Genomic DNA, 16,316 nt, shown 5'->3' with positions numbered 1-16,316 from the left:
CCTACGATCGGGCCATGCCGCGGTACGCCCGGGCGGAGCGCGAGGCGCTCGCCGATCTGATGCTGGAACTGGGACCGGACGCGCCGACGGTCAACGAGGGGTGGACCACCCGCGACCTGGCGGCGCACCTGCTGGTGCGCGAGCGCCGGCCGGACGCGGCCGGCGGCATCCTGCTGCCGCCGCTGCGCGAGCACGGCGAGTCGGTCCGCCGGCGGATCGCCGCCGGGTCCTACCCGGAGCTGGTGGCCCGGGTGCGCCGCCCGCCGCTGTGGAGCCCGGTGAGCAATCCGCTCACCGACGAGCTGGCCAACGGGCTGGAGTTCTTCATCCACCACGAGGACGTCCGCCGGGCCCGGCCCGGCTGGCGCCCGCGCGACCTGCCGGCCGGGCAGCAGCGGGTGCTCTGGAAGCGGGTCGGCCTGCTGGCCCGGATGGCGTTGCGACGCTTCCCGGCCGAGGTGCTGGTGCAGGCGCCGGGTCACGGCGAGCTGCGGGCCGGGCGCGGCGGCGAGCGGCTGCGGGTGGTGGGCGCGCCGGGGGAACTGGTCCTGTTCCTCACCGGTCGGCAGCGGGTGGCCCGGGTCCAGGTGGACGGCCCGGCCGAGGGCGCCGAACGGCTGCGCACCGCCGAACTGGGCTTCTGACCCACTGTGCGGGACCGGTCACCGCGCCTCGTGGAAATTGCGCAACCCAACGACGGTGACCGATCCGGCCTGTCGTACGCTCCTCGCCGCCGCTCGAGCAGACGGGCGGCGGACAGGGGACACGACGGATGCGTGCCTTCGCGCTCTCGGCGCTGCACGAGCCGCCCTTCCCGGCCCGGCGGCACCCTGACGTCGACCGGATCGCCGGGGAGAGCGCCGGCTGGGCGGGCGAACTGGGCCTGGTCGACGACCCGGCCGGGCGACGCCGACTGGCCGGCGCGCACGCCGCCGAGCTGGCCGGACGGGCGTCCCCGCAGGCGTCCCCGGACGGCCTGCGCCTGCTGACCGATCTGATCAACTGGCTGTTCGTGATGGACGACGCCTGCGACGACGACGGTCTGGGCGCGGACCCGACCCGGCTCGCCCCGACCGTGGCGGCGCTGCTGGCCGTGCTCGACCGGCACGGCGACCCGGACGCGCCCAGGCCGACCCACGTCGGGCCGCTCGCGGTCGCGCTCGACGACCTGTGCCGCCGGGCCCGTGGGAAGCGGCAACCGGCGTTGCTACTGCGTTTGGTCAGCCAGTTGCGGGAGTACCTGCTGGCGCTGCTGTGGGAGGCGGCCAACCGGGAGCACCGGCGGGTGCCCGGGGTGGCCGAGTACACGCAGATGCGCCGGCACACCGGCGGCGTACGCCCCAGCTTCACCATGACCGACCTGGCGCGCACGCCCCGGACCGGCCCGGCGCAGCGGTCCGAGCCGGCGCTGGCCGCGCTGGACGCCCTCGCCACCGACCTGGTGTGCTGGTGCAACGACCTCTTCTCCTACGGCAAGGAGCGCGGCGTCGCCCCGGAGGCGCACAACCTGGTCACCACCATCGCGGGCGAGAACGGCCACGACGAGCCGGCGGCGCTGCGCGCGGCGGCGGCCCGGTTCAACACCGCCCTCGCCACCTACGCGGAGCGGGACGCGGCGCTGGCGGGCGCGGCCGACGACGGGGTGCGGGCGTTCCTGGACACCCGGCGGGACTGGATCCGGGCCACGTACGACTGGTCCCGCGCGGCCGCCCGCTACACCTGATCCGGGTTCCACGACGCGGGACCGGCATGGTACGCGCCCGCCGGGGCTAGCCGCTGCCCCGGTGCAGGCAATACCCTTCGGTAACCGCAGATCGGCGTGACCCCCGTCACGTCCCTCCACCCTGAAGGCGGCTACAGCGATGGCTCTCGATGTACCGTACCGTTCCGTACCCGACATGTTCCTCAAGCGCGTGGCGGATTCCCCCGACCGGCAGGCGTTCGCCCACCCCGCACCCGACGACTCGGGCCCGGTCTGGCTGACGTGGGAGCAGGTCGGGCAGCGCGCCAAGGCGATCGCGGCCGGGCTGCACGGGCTCGGTGTCGGCCTGGAGGACCCGGTGGCGATCCTGGCCAACACCCGGCTGGAGTGGGTGCTCGCCGACTTCGGCATCATGTGCGCCGGCGGGGCCACCACCACCGTCTACCCGACCACCGAACCCGACGACGCCGTCTACATCGTCGCCGACTCCGGGTCGCGGGTGCTGTTCGCGGAGAACGGCGCCCAGGCGGCGAAGATCGCCGGCGCGGAGCTGCCGGCCCTGACCCACGTGGTGCTCTTCGACGGCACGCCCGACCCGGCCGCCGGCGTACCCCAGCTCACCCTGGCCGAGCTGGAGGAGCGCGGGGCCGCCGCGCTGGCCGCCGAGCCCGACCTGATCGACATGCTGGTCGCGGGGATCGGGCCGGACCATCTGGCCACCCTGATCTACACCTCCGGCACCACCGGTCGCCCGAAGGGCGTGGAGCTGCTGCACGGCGGCTGGTGCTGGGAGGGCGTGGCGCAGGCCGAGCTGGGGCTGCTGCGGGTCGACGACCTGCAGTACCTGTGGCTGCCGCTGTCCCACTCGTTCGGCAAGACGCTGCTCTGCGGCGCCACCCACGTCGGCCTGCCCACCTACGTCGACGGCCGGGTGGACAAGCTGGTCGAGCTGCTCGGCGTGGTCCGCCCGACGCTCATGTGCGGCGCGCCCCGGGTCTTCGAGAAGGTCTACAACAAGGCGGTCACCACCGCGCAGGGCGCCGGCGGCGCGAAGGCGAAGATCTTCGCCTGGGGCGTCTCCGTCGGCAAGGAGAAGGTCGCGCTGGAGCAGGCCGGCAAGCCGGTCCCGGCCGGCCTGCGGCTGAAGTACGCGCTGGCCGAGAAGCTCGTCTTCAGCAAGCTCCAGGCCCGGCTCGGCGGCCGGATGCGGGTGCTGGTCTCCGGCGCGGCGCCGCTCAGCAAGGAGATCGCCACGTTCTTCGCCGCCGCCAACCTGCCCATCTCCGAGGGCTACGGTCTCACCGAGACCAGCGCCGGCGCCTTCGTCAACCCGCCCGGCGGCCTGAAGATCGGCAGCGTGGGCCGGGCCATGGGCGACCTGGAGTGCCGGATCGACACCGACGGCGAGATCCTGATGCGCGGTCGTCCGGTCATGCGCGGCTACCACAACCTGCCCCAGGAGACCGCCGAGGCGTTCACCGCCGACGGCTTCTTCCGCACCGGCGACATCGGCACCCTCGACGACGACGGCTACCTGCGCATCACCGACCGGAAGAAGGACCTGGTCAAGACGTCCGGCGGCAAGTACGTGGCGCCGTCGCACATCGAGGGCATGTTCAAGGCGGTCTGCCCGTACACCTCCCAGGCGGTGGTGATCGGCCAGGCCCGCAACTACTGCACCATGCTGGTCACGTTGGACCCGGACGCGATCAAGGGCTGGGCCGCCGGCACCCCGCTGGAGGGGCGCGACTACACCGAGATCGTCACCTCCCCCGAGGCGCGGGAGATGGTCGAGGGCTACGTGGCCGAGCTGAACACCAAGCTCAACCGCTGGGAGACGATCAAGAAGGTGACGATCCTCCCCCGCGACCTCACCATCGAGGACGGCGAGGTCACCCCGTCGCTGAAGATCAAGCGCCGCAGCGTGGAGACCAACTTCGCCGGCGAGATCGACAAGATGTACGAGGGCACGCTCGCCGAGCTGTAGGCGACGCCCGCGAGGCCGTGCCGGCCGTGCCCCACCGTCCCGGGGCACGGCCGGTCGGCCCCGTCGCGGGGCCGGGACGTCGATCACAGGTGCCGCTGCCGCCACCGGCTCTGCTCGGCCTCCGCGGCGAGCTGCTCCTCCAGGGCCAGCCGGCGCACCCGGCGCCGCCGCCCGTCCTCGCTGCGCGTCTCCCAGGCGATGCCGGCGGCGGTGAGCGCCGCCAGCACGCCCAGCGCGCCCACCTCCGGGATGCGGAACGCGAACGGACCGGCGGCGGCGAGCGCCGCCGCCGTGACCAGCAGCGGCCAGTGCGTCTCGCGCAGCGCCAACCACCAGCAGCCGGCCAGGCTGAGCAGGTAGAGCGCGACGCCGCCGAACAGCACGCCGCCCCAGAAGTCGCCCAGCGGCCACCCCCACGTGGGCGTCTCCCGCGCGGCGACCTCGGCCAGCAGGTCCTTGAGGCCGAGCGCGTAGAGGATGGTGCCGGTGATCATCGGCAGGTGCAGGAACGTGTAGACGTCGCGGGCCAGCCGCAGCCGGGCGACGCGGTCCCGGGCGTGGTGCAACGCCTGCTCCATCGCGAACGCCAGGGTGTCGAAGTACGCCCACCAGAGCGCCGCCACGATCAGGATGCCGAGCAGCGCGGCCACCGCCACCGGGCCGGTCAGCGGCAGTCCCCGCTTCGGGCCGAGCCCGAGTGCGATGATCGACTCACCGAGCGCGACCAGCACCATCAGCGCGTGCCGCTCCGCCCAGTGCCCGGCCGAGACCACCACCCACCAGCGCCGCGCCAGCGTCACCCCGACGCCGTACTCGACCAGCAGCGCCAACGTCCAGAGCGTCAGTTGCAGCCCGACCGCGAACCGTCCCTCCGGCAGCCGGGACGGCACGGTTCCGGCGACCACCAGCAGCACGGTGGCCACGACCGGGACCAGGGCGCGTATCAGGAGACGGCGGCGGCGGACCGGGTCGGCGCGGTCCGTCCAGCCGAGGACGGCGAGCTGAGCCATCCGGATCACGAAGTAGGACCCGGCGAAGACCAGCGGCCCGGGCAGCCCGCCCGGGCGGTCCACGAACGCGCCGGGCACGCTGAGCACCAGCAGGAACGTGGCGGCCACGGTGACGAACCCGACCAGCGGCAGCACGCCCTGGTCGGCGCGCAGCGCGTTGCCCATCCGGGCGAACCCGGTCCACGACCACCACAGCAGGGCCAGCACCAGCACGAAGCGGTAGAGGTTGGCCGGGGTGAGTTCGCTGGCGGTGAGCGTGGTGACGCTGAGGAACGCGAAGACGAAGACCAGGTCGTAGAAGAGCTCCAGCCGCGTGGTCCGGGAGCCCGGCGCGCCGGGCCGCACCGACCGCGACCACCGCGCACCACCCCCGTTGCCCACCCGCGCAGTCTGCGGGGCCGCGCCGGGCCGGTGATCCGGTTCGCGGGACACCCACCGGATCGGGCGGCGGGCGGGTCAGGCGATGACGCTCGGCTCCCGCCACTGCGGCCGGCCGGCCCGGTCCAGGTCGTAGCGGACCGCGGCGAGCCGCCCGACCGCCTCCACCAGCTCGGCGGCCGGCAGCGTGAAGGGCAGCCGGAGGAACCGCTCCAGCGTCCCGTCCAGGCCGAACCGGGGACCGGGCGCCAGCCGTACGCCGACCTCCTCGGCGGCCCGGGCCAGGGCGCTGGAGATCGGGCCGTCCAGCTCGGCCCAGAGCGTGACGCCGCCGCACGGCACGGTGACCCGCCAGTCCGGGAGCCGCTCGGCGAGCGTCGCGACCAGCGCGTCCCGCTGGGCGGCGAGCTGCGCCCGGCGGGCGGTCACGATGGCCGGCGCCTGGTCGAGCAGGTGCACGGCGACGAGCTGGTCGAGCACCGGGCTGGCCATGTCCACGCCGACCCGGGCCGCGGCCAGGCGCTGCACCTGGGGCGCGGAGGCGCGCACCCAGCCGATCCGCAGGCCGCCCCAGTAGGGCTTGCTCATCCCGCCGATGCTGATCACCCGGGAGTGCCGGTCGAAGACCGCCACCGGGGGCGGCAGCGGGGTGCCGTCCAGCGGCAGGTCGACGAAGGACTCGTCCACCACCAGGTCGGTGCCGGCCGCGTGCGCCGCGCCCACGAGCCGCTCGCGCAGGTCGGCGGCCATCAGGTGACCGGTCGGGTTGTGGAACTCCGGGATCAGGTACGCGAGCTTCGGCCGGGTCTGCCGGATGCTGCCGAGCAGCAGGTCGGCGTCCCAGCCGTCGTCGGAGAGCCCGTGGGTGGTGATCCGGGCCCGGCGGGCGGCGAGCGCGGCGAGCGCGTTGGGGTAGGTCGGTGACTCGACCAGCACCCCGCCGCCGGGTGACAGGGCCAGCCGCAGCACCAGGTCCAGCGCGTGCTGGGTGCCGCTGGTGACCATGATCTGCTCCGGGCTGGTGGGCAGCCCGCGCTCGGTGTAGCCGCGGGCGACCGCCTCGCGCAGCTCGATGATGCCGGTGGGGTGGTAGCCGGCGCCGCCGAGGTAGCGGGGCAGGTCCTCGGCGGCCGCCCGGGCGGCCGGGACGAGCTGGGCCGGCGCGGAGAGCGCGGCCACCCCGAGGTCGATCATGTCCCGGTCGTCGAGCGGGGTCCACAGGCCGGTGCTGGCGACCCGGTGGGTGCCCGGCAGCATGGTCCAGCTCCCGGCGCCTCGGCGGCTGGCCAGGTGGCCGGTCTCCCGCAGCTCCCGGTAGGCGGCGGTGACGGTGGTCCGGCTGATCCGCAACGCCTCGGCCAGCTCGCGCTCGGCCGGCAGGCGTACCCCCAGGGGCAGCCGGCCGTCGGCGAGCAGGCCCCGCACGGCGCCGGCGAGCGCGGCGTAGTCGGGGCTGCGCCGGCGGCCGGGCAACGCGTGCCACTGGCCGAGAAGACGCGCCAATTGGACACCGCGCACCTGGGTCGTCATGGCCACACCTCCGGAATTGGCCCCTTTGCACTCCGCAATTGGCCCCTAGGGTGGCATGCATGGCTCAGCTTGGCAATCTCCGGCACCGGCCGGCGCGACGGCTCACCCAGCTCTACGCCGGTCTCGCCCTCTACGGCGTGAGCATGGCGCTGATGATCCGCTCCGGGCTCGGCCTGGACCCCTGGGACGTGTTCCACCAGGGGCTCGCCCGGCAGACCGGCCTCTCCTTCGGCACCGTCACCATCGCCGTCGGCGCGCTCGTGCTGCTGCTCTGGATCCCGCTGCGGCAACGCCCCGGCCTGGGCACGGTGAGCAACGTCGTGGTGATCGGGCTGGTCGTCGACGCCACCCTGGCCGCTCTGCCGCCGGGCGAGGGCCTGCCGGTGCGCACCGCGTTGCTGGTCGTCGGCATCGTCGCCAACGGCGCCGCCACCGGCCTCTACCTGGGCGCCGGGCTCGGCCCCGGCCCCCGCGACGGCCTGATGACCGGGTTCGTCGCCCGCCACCCGCGCTGGTCGGTGCGGCTGGTCCGGACCGTCATCGAGGTCACCGTGCTGGCGCTGGGGTGGCTGCTCGGCGGGACGGTCGGGCTCGGCACCGTGGCCTACGCGCTGGCCATCGGACCGCTCGCGCAGATGTTCATCCCGATCTTCGCCATCCCCACCCGACCGGCGGACGCTTACGCTACGTGACGGCCGCCGGGCCGACCGCCACGGGATGGGACGAGCCGGACGGCCCTGAGCTGCGACGACGTACGGCACCGAAACCAGGTGTTTTCTCCGCCGCCGTCGCCGGGCATCATTCGTGCATGGGGGAGAACGGATGGCGTTGGAGCGACGCCTGGATCTTCGTCGCGTTGGTCATCGCGAGCGGTGCCGGCCGGCACCGCCGGGCCGCCGCCACACGCCGCCCCGAGGGGGTGCGCCTCGCCGACGTCCTCTCCACCGCCGACCACCTCAACCAGGCCATTCCCGAGCGGCACGAGGTCGAGGGGGCGGTCCGCCGGCTCGTCGGCGCGGGGCTGGTCAGCGTCGCCGACGGCTGGTTCCGGGTCACCCCGGACGGTGAGCGGCTCTGGCGCACCCGGCCCAGCGCCGGGCTGGGCACCACCGTCGACACGGTGCAGGGCGTGCTGAGCCGCCGGCACCCGCCGGGCGAGTCCGAGTGGCACCTCGACGAGGACGACCACGCCGCCGCCGTGCAGGAATATGTCGTCCGGTCGATCCCGATGCCGCGCCGCTCCCCCGAGGGACACTCCGGCCGGCCCTGATCCCGCGGTCAGCGCACCGGGTGCCCGGCGCCGCGCAGCGCGTCCTTGACCTCGCCGACGGTCAGCTCGCCGAAGTGGAAGACGCTGGCCGCGAGCACCGCATCGGCGCCCGCGCCGACCGCCGGGGGGAAGTGCGCCACCGCGCCCGCGCCACCGCTGGCGATCACCGGCACCTCGACCACCGCGCGAACCGCCTCGATCAACGGCAGGTCGAAGCCCGTCTTGGTGCCGTCGGCGTCCATCGAGTTGAGCAGGATCTCGCCCGCGCCCAGCTCGGCGCCACGCGCGGCCCACTCGACCGCGTCCAGGCCGGTGCCCCGACGACCACCGTGCGTGGTCACCTCGAAGCCGCTCGGCGTCGCGCCCGCCGGCGCGCGCCGCACGTCCAGCGAGAGCACCAGCACCTGCCGGCCGAACCGGTCGGCGATCTCGGCGATCAGCTCCGGCCGGGCGATCGCCGCGGTGTTCACCCCGACCTTGTCCGCCCCGGCCCGCAGCAGCGTGTCGACGTCGGCGACCTGCCGGACGCCGCCGCCCACGGTGAGCGGGATGAAGACCGACTCCGCGGTGCGCCGCACCACGTCGAGCATGGTGCCCCGATCGCTGGAGGAGGCGGTCACGTCGAGGAACGTCAACTCGTCCGCGCCGGCCCGGTCGTAGGCCGCCGCCAGCTCCACCGGGTCGCCGGCGTCGCGCAGGTCGAGGAAGTTGACCCCCTTGACCACCCGACCGGCGTCCACGTCCAGACACGGGATCACGCGTACCGCCACCGTCATGCCCCGAAGCCTAGCCAACGCGCGGGCGGCGGCGACCGGCCTGTGAGGCCGGCCACCGCCGCCGGGTCGCCCGCCGGTCAGAGCCGGACGAGCATCTTGCCGAGGTTCTCGCCGCGCAGCAGGCCGAGGAACGCCTCGGGCGCCTGCTCGATGCCGTCGACCACGGTCTCGTCGTAGGACAGCCGGCCCTCGCGCAGCCAGCCGGCCATCTCCTGGACGAACTGCTCGCGCAGGTGCCCGTGGTCGCCGACCAGGAAGCCGCGCAGCGTCAGCCGCTTGCCGATCACCAGCGCCAGGTTGCGCGGGGCGGCCGGCGGCTCGGTCGCGTTGTACTGGGCGATCATGCCGCAGATGGCGGCCCGGCCATGCAGGTTCATCGCCCCGATCGCGGCCTCCAGGTGGTCTCCGCCGACGTTGTCGAAGTAGACGTCGACGCCGTCCGGGGCGGCGGCCTTGAGCTGCTCGTACACCGGTCCGTCGTGGTAGTCGAAGGCGGCGTCGAAGCCGAGCGCGGTGAGCCGCTCGACCTTCGCCCGGGAACCGGCGCTGCCGATCACCCGGCCGGCGCCGCGCAGCTTCGCGATCTGGCCGACCATGCTGCCCACCGCGCCGGCCGCGCCGGAGACGAAGACGGTCTCGCCCGGCTTCATCGCGGCCACGTCGAGCAGCCCGGCGTACGCGGTCAGCCCGGTCATGCCGAGAACGCTCAGGTAGGCGCTGACCGGGGCGAGGCCGGGGTCGACCCGGCGCACGGCACGGGCGTCGACGAGCGCGTACTCGCGCCAGCCGAAGCCGTGCAGGACGACGTCGCCGGGCTTGACGCCCTCGGCCTCGCCGGCCACCACCTCACCGATCGCGCCGCCGTCGAGCGGGGCGTCCAGCGCGAACGGTGGCACGTACGACTTGACGTCGTTCATCCGGCCGCGCATGTACGGGTCGACCGACATGAACTGGTTGCGGACCACGACCTGGCCCGGACCCGGCGTCGGCACCTCGGTGGTGACCAGCCGGAAGTTGTCGGCGGTCGGCCACCCCTGCGGGCGGGACGCCAGGTGGATCTCCCGGTTCACAGTCACAGTGCCTCCCGGACGGTCAGGGCGACCTCGATGTTGCCGCGGGTCGCGTTGGAGTAGGGGCAGACCTGGTGCGCCGCGTCGACCAACCGCTCGGCGGCCGAGCGCTCGACGGCGGGCAGGTCCACCACCAGCGTGACGGTCAGGCCGTAGCCGCCGCTGCCGTTCGGGCCGATGCCCACCTCGGCCTCGACGACGGAGCCGGTGACGTCCGCCTTGGCCTGGCGCGCGACGATGCGCAGCGCGGAGTGGAAGCAGGCGGCGTAGCCGGCCGCGAAGAGCTGCTCCGGGTTGGCCGCGCCGCCGGCGCCGCCCATCTCCTTCGGCACGGCGAGGTCCAACTCGACGGTGCCGTCGGAGGTGCGGACGTGGCCGTCGCGGCCGTCGCCGGTGGCCCGGGCGGACGCGGTGTAGAGCACCTGCATGTCACTGCTCCTTCTGTGAGTGGATCGTCTCGGTGACCCGGGTGAGGGTGTCGCGCAGGCCGATCAGCTCGGCCTCGGTGAGCCCGGTGGCCATCGCCACCCGCATCGGCACCTCCGCCATCCGCTCCCGCAGGGCCCGGCCCCGGTCGGTGAGGCCCACCTCGACCCGGCGCTCGTCGGCCGCCGAGCGGGTACGCACCACCAGGCCGGCCGCCTCCAACCGCTTGAGCAGCGGGGAGAGTGTGCCGGAGTCGAGCCGGAGCCGCGCGCCGAGCTCGGAGACCGTGGGGGCGTCGTCGTCGCGCTCCCAGAGAACCAGCAGCACGAGGTACTGCGGGTAGGTCAGTCCGTGCGCGTCGAGGATGGGCCGGTAGACGTCGGTCAGGGCGCGCGACGCCGCATAGAGGGCGAAGCACACCTGCCGGCGCAGCACCAGATCATCGGTCACGCGTTGAACAGTAGCGCGCAATCAAGTTGTGCACAACTTGATTGCGCCGACGGTGTCGGACGCGGGCGGAGCGGGCCATCGCCGGCCACCGCCTTTCGAGCTGATATCGGAAACGACTCAGGCACCGCGCCGGGCGTCCGGACGGGCCGCGCCCCGCCGCCGCCGGCAGCTCCGGACATCCGGAGCGACCCGGCTCTTCCCGGCCTGCCGCCGCAGCCCCCGCCGCCGCCTCGGGTCAGCCCTCGCCCCGCCGCGGGTCAGCCCTCGCCCCCGCCGCGGGTCGGGCCCCGCCGCCGGACGTGGCCGTGTGGGTGAGTCGTTTCCGATATCAGCTCGAAAGGCACCGGAAAGGCGACCCTCCCCCGCCCGGCCGCGGAACCGGGAGGGGGCCGGCTCAGCCGACGGGGAGATACGCCTCCAGCTCGACCTCGACCAGGTGCTCGGGATCGATCAGCCCGGCCACCACCACCATGGTCGCCACCGGACGCACCGGGCCGAACACCGCGTTGTGCGCCCGGCCGACCTCGTCGACGTAGAGCCGGTCGGTCACGTACATCCGGGTCCGTACCACGTCGGCCGGGGTGGCGCCCACCTCGGCCAGCGCGTCCAGGCCGATCCGGATCGCCTGCGCGGTCTGCGCCGCCGCGTCCCCCACGTGCGCCACCCGGCCGTCCACCGTGGAGGTGCAGCCGGCCGTGATCGCCAGGGACCCGGCCCGGACCACCCGCGAGTAGCCGTAGAGCGCCTCCCAGGGGCCGCCCGAGCCGAGCCGGGTCACCGCCGTGCCGTCGACCGGCAGCTCGCCCGGGCCTGCCGTCACGCGCCGGCCCGCAGCGTGGCGATCGCCTCGGCGACGGTGAACGCGCCGGCGTAGAGCGCCTTGCCGGCGATCACACCCTCGACCCCGACCGGCTCCAAGGTGGCCAGCGCCCGCAGGTCGTCCAGCGTGGACACGCCACCGGAGGCGATCACCGGCGCGTCGGTGCGGGCGCACACCTCGCGCAGCAGGTCCAGGTTCGGCCCCCGCATGGTGCCGTCCTTGGTGATGTCGGTGACCACGTACCGCGCCGCGCCGGCGGCGTCCAGCCGGGCCAGCACCTCCCACAGGTCACCGCCGTCGCGGGTCCAGCCACGCGCCGACAGGGTACGGCCACGCACGTCCAACCCGATCGCCACCCGGTCGCCGTACTCGCCGCAGATCCGGTCGCACCACTGCGGGTCCTCCAGCGCGGCGGTGCCGATGTTGACCCGGGCCGCCCCGGTGCCCAGCGCCGCCCGCAAGGACTCGTCGTCGCGGATGCCGCCGGAGAGCTCCACCTTGACGTCGAGCTTGCCGACCACCTCGGCGAGCAGCGCGGCGTTCGAGCCACGGCCGAACGCCGCGTCCAGGTCCACCAGGTGGATCCACTCGGCGCCGTCGGACTGCCAGGCGAGGGCCGCCTCCAGCGGGTCGCCGTACGCGGTCTCGCTGCCGGCGGCGCCCTGCACGAGCCGGACGGCCTGGCCGTCGGCGACGTCCACGGCGGGCAACAGGTCAAGGCTCAACGCTTCTCTCCTCGCATCCTCAACGACGGTCCAGCGCGATCACCACGATCGCCGGCAGGACCAGCAGCAACAACACGACCAACGCCAGACGCAGGGCGAGGTCGTCGACGAAACTCCAGATGCCGACCACCGCGACGGCGGTGAACAGCACGATCGCCGCCCGCTCGCCGCGGCTGTGCCGGCGCAGTCGACCGGTACGCCCCCGGCGCAGGCGCGGTGTCAGTCGGCGTACGAGGGCCTGCCGCCACTGGCGACGGGCCGTGCGGCGGGCGCGGGCGGCGCGCTCGCGCTCCTGCTCGGCCTCGCGGGCCGCCCGGCGCCGGGCCCGTTCCTTACTCAAGCGTGCCGAGCCAGTTGCGCAGCAACGCGGCCCCCGTGTCGGCGGACTTTTCCGGGTGGAACTGGGCGGCCGACAGCGGGCCCCGCTCCACCGCCGCGACGAAGTCCGCACCGTGGTGGGCGGTGGTCACGGTGGCGCCGGCGGCGGCCAACGCGGTCGGGTCGGTGACGCCGTAGGAGTGGACGAAGTAGAACCGGGCGTCGGCCGGCAGCCCGGCGAAGAGCACCGAGCCGTCCGGGGCCGCCACCGTGTTCCAGCCCATGTGCGGCAGCCGGGGCGCGGGCAGCCGGGTCACGCCGCCCGGCAGCAGCCCGAGCCCCTTGGTGACCACGCCGTGTTCCTCGCCGTGCCCGAAGAGCACCTGCATGCCGACGCAGATGCCGAGCACCGGCCGGCCGGCGGCGACCCGGTCGGCGATGACCGGACCGGCGCCCAGCTCCTCGATCCCGGCCATGCACGCGGCGAACGCGCCCACGCCCGGCACCACCAGGCCGTCGGCGGAGGCGGCGGCGGCCAGGTCGGCGGTGACCGTCACGTCGGCGCCGGCCCGCTCCAGCGCGCGCTCGGCCGAGCGCAGGTTGCCCGAGCCGTAGTCGAGCACCACCACCCGCGCCATCAGCCCTCCCCAGGCAGCAGCCAGAGCAGCCCGCCGGCGGTGGCCAGCGCGGCCAGCAGGCCGGTGACCACGACGGCGGCCCGGTTGGCGCCCTGCTTGTAGAGCGACCAGGTCCCGCCGACCAGCACCCCGGCCAGGATCAGCAGCAGCGTCGGCCACACCCGCATCAGAGCGCGCCCTTCGTGCTCGGCACCACGCCCGCGTTGCGCGGGTCGAGCGCGGTGGCCTCGCGCAGCGCGCGGGAGACCGCCTTGAACTGGGCCTCGACCACGTGGTGCGCGTCCGGGTGGCCACCGGGACGGGCCGCCCGCAGCACGTCCACGTGCAGCGTGATCCGGGCCGCCTGACCGAACGACTCCCAGATGTGCCGGGTCATGCTGGTCGGGTAGACCGGCCCGATGTACGGGGCCAGCGCCGGCTCGTCGTGCACCACGTACGGGCGGCCGGACAGGTCGACCGCGGCCCGGACCAGCACCTCGTCCATCGGCACGGTGGCCGAGCCGTACCGGCGGATGCCCGCCTTGTCGCCCAGCGCCCGGTCGAACGCCGCGCCCAGCGCGAGCGCGGTGTCCTCCATCGTGTGGTGCGCGTCGATCTCCAGGTCGCCCACGGTGTGCACGGTCAGGTCGAAGCCGCCGTGCCGGGCGATCTGGTTCAGCATGTGGTCGTAGAAGCCGACGCCGGTGGAGATGTCGGCCTCGCCGGTGCCGTCGAGGTCGATCTCGATCAGCACCTTGGTCTCGTTGGTGACCCGCTCGATCCGGGCGGTGCGGCTCATGACAGCTTCTCCGTTGCGGTGAGGAAGGCGTCGGTCTCGGCCGGCGTCCCGGCGGTGACCCGCAGCCAGCCGGGCAGGCCGACGTCGCGGACCAGCACGCCGGCGTCGAGCAGGGTACGCCAGGCGGCGCCCTGGTCGCCGTCGACGGCGAAGAGCACGAAGTTGGCGTCGCTGTCGGCGACGCGGTGGCCCCGGGCGCGCAGCACGGCGACGATCCGGTCGCGCTGCTCCTTGATCGCGGTGACGGTGCCGAGCAGCGCGTCCCGGTGGGCCAGCGCCGCCCGCGCGGCGGCCTGGGTGAGCGCGGAGAGGTGGTAGGGCAACCGGACCAACTGCACCGCCTCCACCACCGCCGGGTCGGCCGCCAGGTAGCCGAGCCGGCCGCCGGCGAAGCCGAACGCCTTGCTCATGGTGCGGGTGACCACCAGCCGCGGGTGGCCGGGCAGCACCGCGAGCGCGCTGACCGTGCCGGGGCGGGCGAACTCGGCGTACGCCTCGTCCACGACCACCATCCCGGGCGCCTCGTCCAGCACGGCGGCGACCACGGCCGGGTCGAGCGCGGTGCCGGTCGGGTTGTTCGGCGAGCAGAGGAACACCACGTCGGGCCGGTGCCGGCGCACCTGGGCCACCGCGTCGGCGGCGGTGAGGCCGAAGTCGGCGCCCCGGGCCCCCGGGACCCACCGGGTGCCGGTGCCGAGCGCCAGCAGCGGGTGCATCGAGTAGGCCGGGGTGAACCCGAGCGCGGTGCGCCCGGGTCCGCCGAACGCCTGCAACAGCTGCTGCTGGATCTCGTTGGAGCCGTTGGCCGCCCAGACGTGGTCGGCGGTGAGCCCGTGACCCAGGTAGGCGGCCAGGTCGGCGCGCAGCGCCACGGCGTCCCGGTCCGGGTAGCGGTTGAGGTCGCGCAGCTCGGCCGCGACGGCCTTGCCGATCGCCTCGACCACCGGCTCGGGCACCGGGTAGGAGTTCTCGTTGGTGTTCAGCCGCACCGGCACGTCGAGCTGCGGCGCGCCGTACGGCGTCCGCCCGCGCAGGTCGTCCCGGATCGGCAGGTCGTCGAGCGTGGTCACGAGGTGCCGCCCGCGGGGAAGCGGACGCTGACCGCCTGGCCGTGCGCCGGCAGGTCCTCGACGCCGGCCAGCGTGACCACGTGCGGCGCCACCTCGCGCAGCGCGTCCTGCGTGTATTCGACCAGGTGGATGCCGCGCAGGAAGGACTGCACGGACAGGCCGGACGAGTGCCGCGCGCAGCCGCCGGTGGGCAGCACGTGGTTGGAGCCGGCGCAGTAGTCGCCCAGCGAGACCGGCGACCACGCGCCGACGAAGACCGCGCCGGCGTTGCGCACCCGCAGCGCCCACTCGCGGGCGTTCTCGGTCTGGATCTCCAGGTGCTCGGCCGCGTACGCGTCGACCACCCGCAGCCCCGCCTCCAGGTCGTCGACGAGGACCACGCCGCTCTGCTCGCCGCGCAGCGCGGTGCCGATCCGCTCGGCGTGCTTGGCGGCCGGCGCCTGCCGGGCCAGCTCGGCGTCGACCGCGTCGGCCAGCTCGGTGGACGGGGTGACCAGCACGCTGGCCGCGAGGGGGTCGTGCTCGGCCTGGCTGATCAGGTCGGCGGCGACGTGCGCCGGGTCGGCGGTGTGGTCGGCCAGGATGGCGATCTCGGTCGGGCCGGCCTCGGCGTCGATGCCGACCACGCCGCGCAGCAGCCGCTTGGCCGCGGTGACCCAGATGTTGCCCGGCCCGGTGATCATGTCGACCGGCTCGCAGCGCTGTGCGCCGGCCGGGTCGACGGTGGCGCCGTACGCCAGCATCGCCACCGCCTGGGCACCGCCGACGGCGTAGACCTCGTCGACGCCGAGCAGCGCGCAGGCGGCGAGGACGCGCCGGTCGGGCAGGCCGTCGTTGTCCTTCTGCGGCGGGCTGGCCACCACCAGCGAGCGGACCCCGGCCGCCTGGGCCGGAACGACGTTCATCACCACGGTCGACGGGTACATGGCCAGGCCGCCGGGGACGTAGAGGCCGACCCGGTCGACCGGCACCCACCGCTCGGTCACCGTGCCGCCCGGCACGACCTGGGTGGTGTGGTCGGTGCGACGCTGGTCGTCGTGGACCTTGCGGGCCCGGGTGATCGACTCCAGCAGCGCGGCCCGGACCTGCGGGTCCAGCTCGTCCTCGGCGGCGCGGATCACCTCCACCGGCACCCGCAGACGCTCCGGCGAGACACCGTCGAACCGCTCGCTGGCCTCCCGGATCGCCGGGTATCCATGCTCGCGGACCGCCTCGACGAGCGGGCGGATCCGCTCGACCGCCACGGAGACGTCGAGCTGGGCACGGGGCAGCAGGCGGCGCGGGTCGCGTACCCCGCCGCGCAGGTCGATCCGATTCAGCACGTCTGCGAGTCTAGGCCGCCGCCGCGCGGACCGGTCGGGGCCGCCC

19 protein-coding genes are annotated in these 16,316 nt (G+C 74.6%); 5 read left to right on the top strand and 14 right to left on the bottom strand.

What is annotated here, in order from left to right; genetic code table 11:
• The first annotated feature begins 14 nt into the window (after positions 1–14).
• The 3 genes from CO540_RS28555 to CO540_RS28545 all read left to right on the top strand — a co-directional run bounded on the left by CO540_RS28555 (position 15) and on the right by CO540_RS28545 (position 3,689).
• Positions 15–644, top strand: coding sequence for a TIGR03085 family metal-binding protein (locus CO540_RS28555; RefSeq protein WP_099165006.1), 630 nt, complete (start codon positions 15–17; stop codon positions 642–644).
• Between the two features lie 128 nt (positions 645–772).
• Complete coding sequence (locus CO540_RS28550) at positions 773–1,723, top strand: terpene synthase (protein WP_099164311.1); 951 nt, start codon at positions 773–775, stop codon at positions 1,721–1,723.
• 139 nt (positions 1,724–1,862) lie between these two features.
• Positions 1,863–3,689, top strand: coding sequence for a long-chain fatty acid--CoA ligase (locus CO540_RS28545; protein ID WP_099164310.1), 1,827 nt, complete (start codon positions 1,863–1,865; stop codon positions 3,687–3,689).
• Positions 3,690–3,772: 83 nt separating this feature from the next.
• Here the strand turns inward: CO540_RS28545 and CO540_RS28540 are convergent, their stop codons facing one another.
• Both CO540_RS28540 and CO540_RS28535 read right to left on the bottom strand, forming a co-directional pair.
• Positions 3,773–5,044, bottom strand: coding sequence for a low temperature requirement protein A (locus tag CO540_RS28540; RefSeq protein ID WP_099165005.1), 1,272 nt, complete (start codon positions 5,042–5,044; stop codon positions 3,773–3,775).
• Positions 5,045–5,155: 111 nt separating this feature from the next.
• Positions 5,156–6,607 carry a PLP-dependent aminotransferase family protein gene (locus CO540_RS28535; RefSeq protein ID WP_099164309.1) on the bottom strand — a complete coding sequence of 484 codons (1,452 nt, stop codon included), beginning with the start codon at positions 6,605–6,607 and terminating at the stop codon, positions 5,156–5,158.
• Positions 6,608–6,666: 59 nt separating this feature from the next.
• Between CO540_RS28535 and CO540_RS28530 the strand changes: the two genes are divergently transcribed.
• Both CO540_RS28530 and CO540_RS28525 read left to right on the top strand, forming a co-directional pair.
• The gene (locus CO540_RS28530; protein ID WP_099164308.1) at positions 6,667–7,299 is read left to right on the top strand and encodes a YitT family protein; all 633 of its coding nucleotides are present in this window, start codon (positions 6,667–6,669) and stop codon (positions 7,297–7,299) included.
• 116 nt (positions 7,300–7,415) lie between these two features.
• The gene (locus tag CO540_RS28525) at positions 7,416–7,877 is read left to right on the top strand and encodes a hypothetical protein (RefSeq protein WP_091573308.1); all 462 of its coding nucleotides are present in this window, start codon (positions 7,416–7,418) and stop codon (positions 7,875–7,877) included.
• A gap of 8 nt (positions 7,878–7,885) precedes the next feature.
• Here CO540_RS28525 and hisF read toward each other — a convergent pair whose 3' ends face one another.
• The 12 genes from hisF to hisD form a co-directional block, all read right to left on the bottom strand.
• On the bottom strand, positions 7,886–8,653 hold the full coding sequence (gene hisF, locus CO540_RS28520) for an imidazole glycerol phosphate synthase subunit HisF (RefSeq protein WP_099164307.1): 768 nt from the start codon (positions 8,651–8,653) through the stop codon (positions 7,886–7,888).
• A gap of 77 nt (positions 8,654–8,730) precedes the next feature.
• Positions 8,731–9,729, bottom strand: coding sequence for an NADP-dependent oxidoreductase (locus CO540_RS28515; RefSeq protein WP_099164306.1), 999 nt, complete (start codon positions 9,727–9,729; stop codon positions 8,731–8,733).
• On the bottom strand, positions 9,726–10,151 hold the full coding sequence (locus tag CO540_RS28510; RefSeq protein WP_091573305.1) for an organic hydroperoxide resistance protein: 426 nt from the start codon (positions 10,149–10,151) through the stop codon (positions 9,726–9,728). Before CO540_RS28510 ends, CO540_RS28515 begins: the two co-directional genes overlap by 4 nt.
• A 1-nt stretch (position 10,152) precedes the next feature.
• Positions 10,153–10,599 carry a MarR family winged helix-turn-helix transcriptional regulator gene (locus tag CO540_RS28505; RefSeq protein ID WP_098748064.1) on the bottom strand — a complete coding sequence of 149 codons (447 nt, stop codon included), beginning with the start codon at positions 10,597–10,599 and terminating at the stop codon, positions 10,153–10,155.
• 394 nt (positions 10,600–10,993) lie between these two features.
• Complete coding sequence (locus CO540_RS28500; RefSeq protein WP_099164305.1) at positions 10,994–11,419, bottom strand: RidA family protein; 426 nt, start codon at positions 11,417–11,419, stop codon at positions 10,994–10,996.
• Entirely contained in the window at positions 11,416–12,144 is a 729-nt protein-coding gene (gene priA / locus CO540_RS28495; protein ID WP_099164304.1) for a bifunctional 1-(5-phosphoribosyl)-5-((5-phosphoribosylamino)methylideneamino)imidazole-4-carboxamide isomerase/phosphoribosylanthranilate isomerase PriA, read from the bottom strand. The genes CO540_RS28500 and priA overlap by 4 nt, the downstream gene beginning before the upstream one ends.
• 19 nt (positions 12,145–12,163) lie before the next feature.
• Positions 12,164–12,484, bottom strand: a complete 321-nt coding sequence (locus tag CO540_RS28490; protein ID WP_099164303.1) for a hypothetical protein — start codon at positions 12,482–12,484, stop codon at positions 12,164–12,166.
• Entirely contained in the window at positions 12,477–13,100 is a 624-nt protein-coding gene (gene hisH, locus CO540_RS28485; RefSeq protein ID WP_099164302.1) for an imidazole glycerol phosphate synthase subunit HisH, read from the bottom strand. The genes CO540_RS28490 and hisH overlap by 8 nt, the downstream gene beginning before the upstream one ends.
• Complete coding sequence (locus CO540_RS30500; RefSeq protein WP_172967956.1) at positions 13,100–13,267, bottom strand: hypothetical protein; 168 nt, start codon at positions 13,265–13,267, stop codon at positions 13,100–13,102. The genes hisH and CO540_RS30500 overlap by 1 nt, the downstream gene beginning before the upstream one ends.
• A complete protein-coding gene (gene hisB, locus CO540_RS28480; RefSeq protein WP_091573299.1) occupies positions 13,267–13,878 on the bottom strand; it encodes an imidazoleglycerol-phosphate dehydratase HisB in 612 nt (203 codons plus the stop codon). Before hisB ends, CO540_RS30500 begins: the two co-directional genes overlap by 1 nt.
• On the bottom strand, positions 13,875–14,948 hold the full coding sequence (locus tag CO540_RS28475; RefSeq protein ID WP_099164301.1) for a histidinol-phosphate transaminase: 1,074 nt from the start codon (positions 14,946–14,948) through the stop codon (positions 13,875–13,877). Before CO540_RS28475 ends, hisB begins: the two co-directional genes overlap by 4 nt.
• The gene (gene hisD / locus CO540_RS28470; protein WP_099164300.1) at positions 14,945–16,270 is read right to left on the bottom strand and encodes a histidinol dehydrogenase; all 1,326 of its coding nucleotides are present in this window, start codon (positions 16,268–16,270) and stop codon (positions 14,945–14,947) included. The genes CO540_RS28475 and hisD overlap by 4 nt, the downstream gene beginning before the upstream one ends.
• Between the last annotated feature and the right edge of the window lie 46 nt (positions 16,271–16,316).

The sequence above is a fragment of the Micromonospora sp. WMMA2032 genome (assembly GCF_002688545.1).
In the GTDB taxonomy this organism is placed as follows: domain Bacteria; phylum Actinomycetota; class Actinomycetes; order Mycobacteriales; family Micromonosporaceae; genus Micromonospora; species Micromonospora sediminicola.
This window is presented reverse-complemented; position numbering and strand designations above follow the sequence as displayed.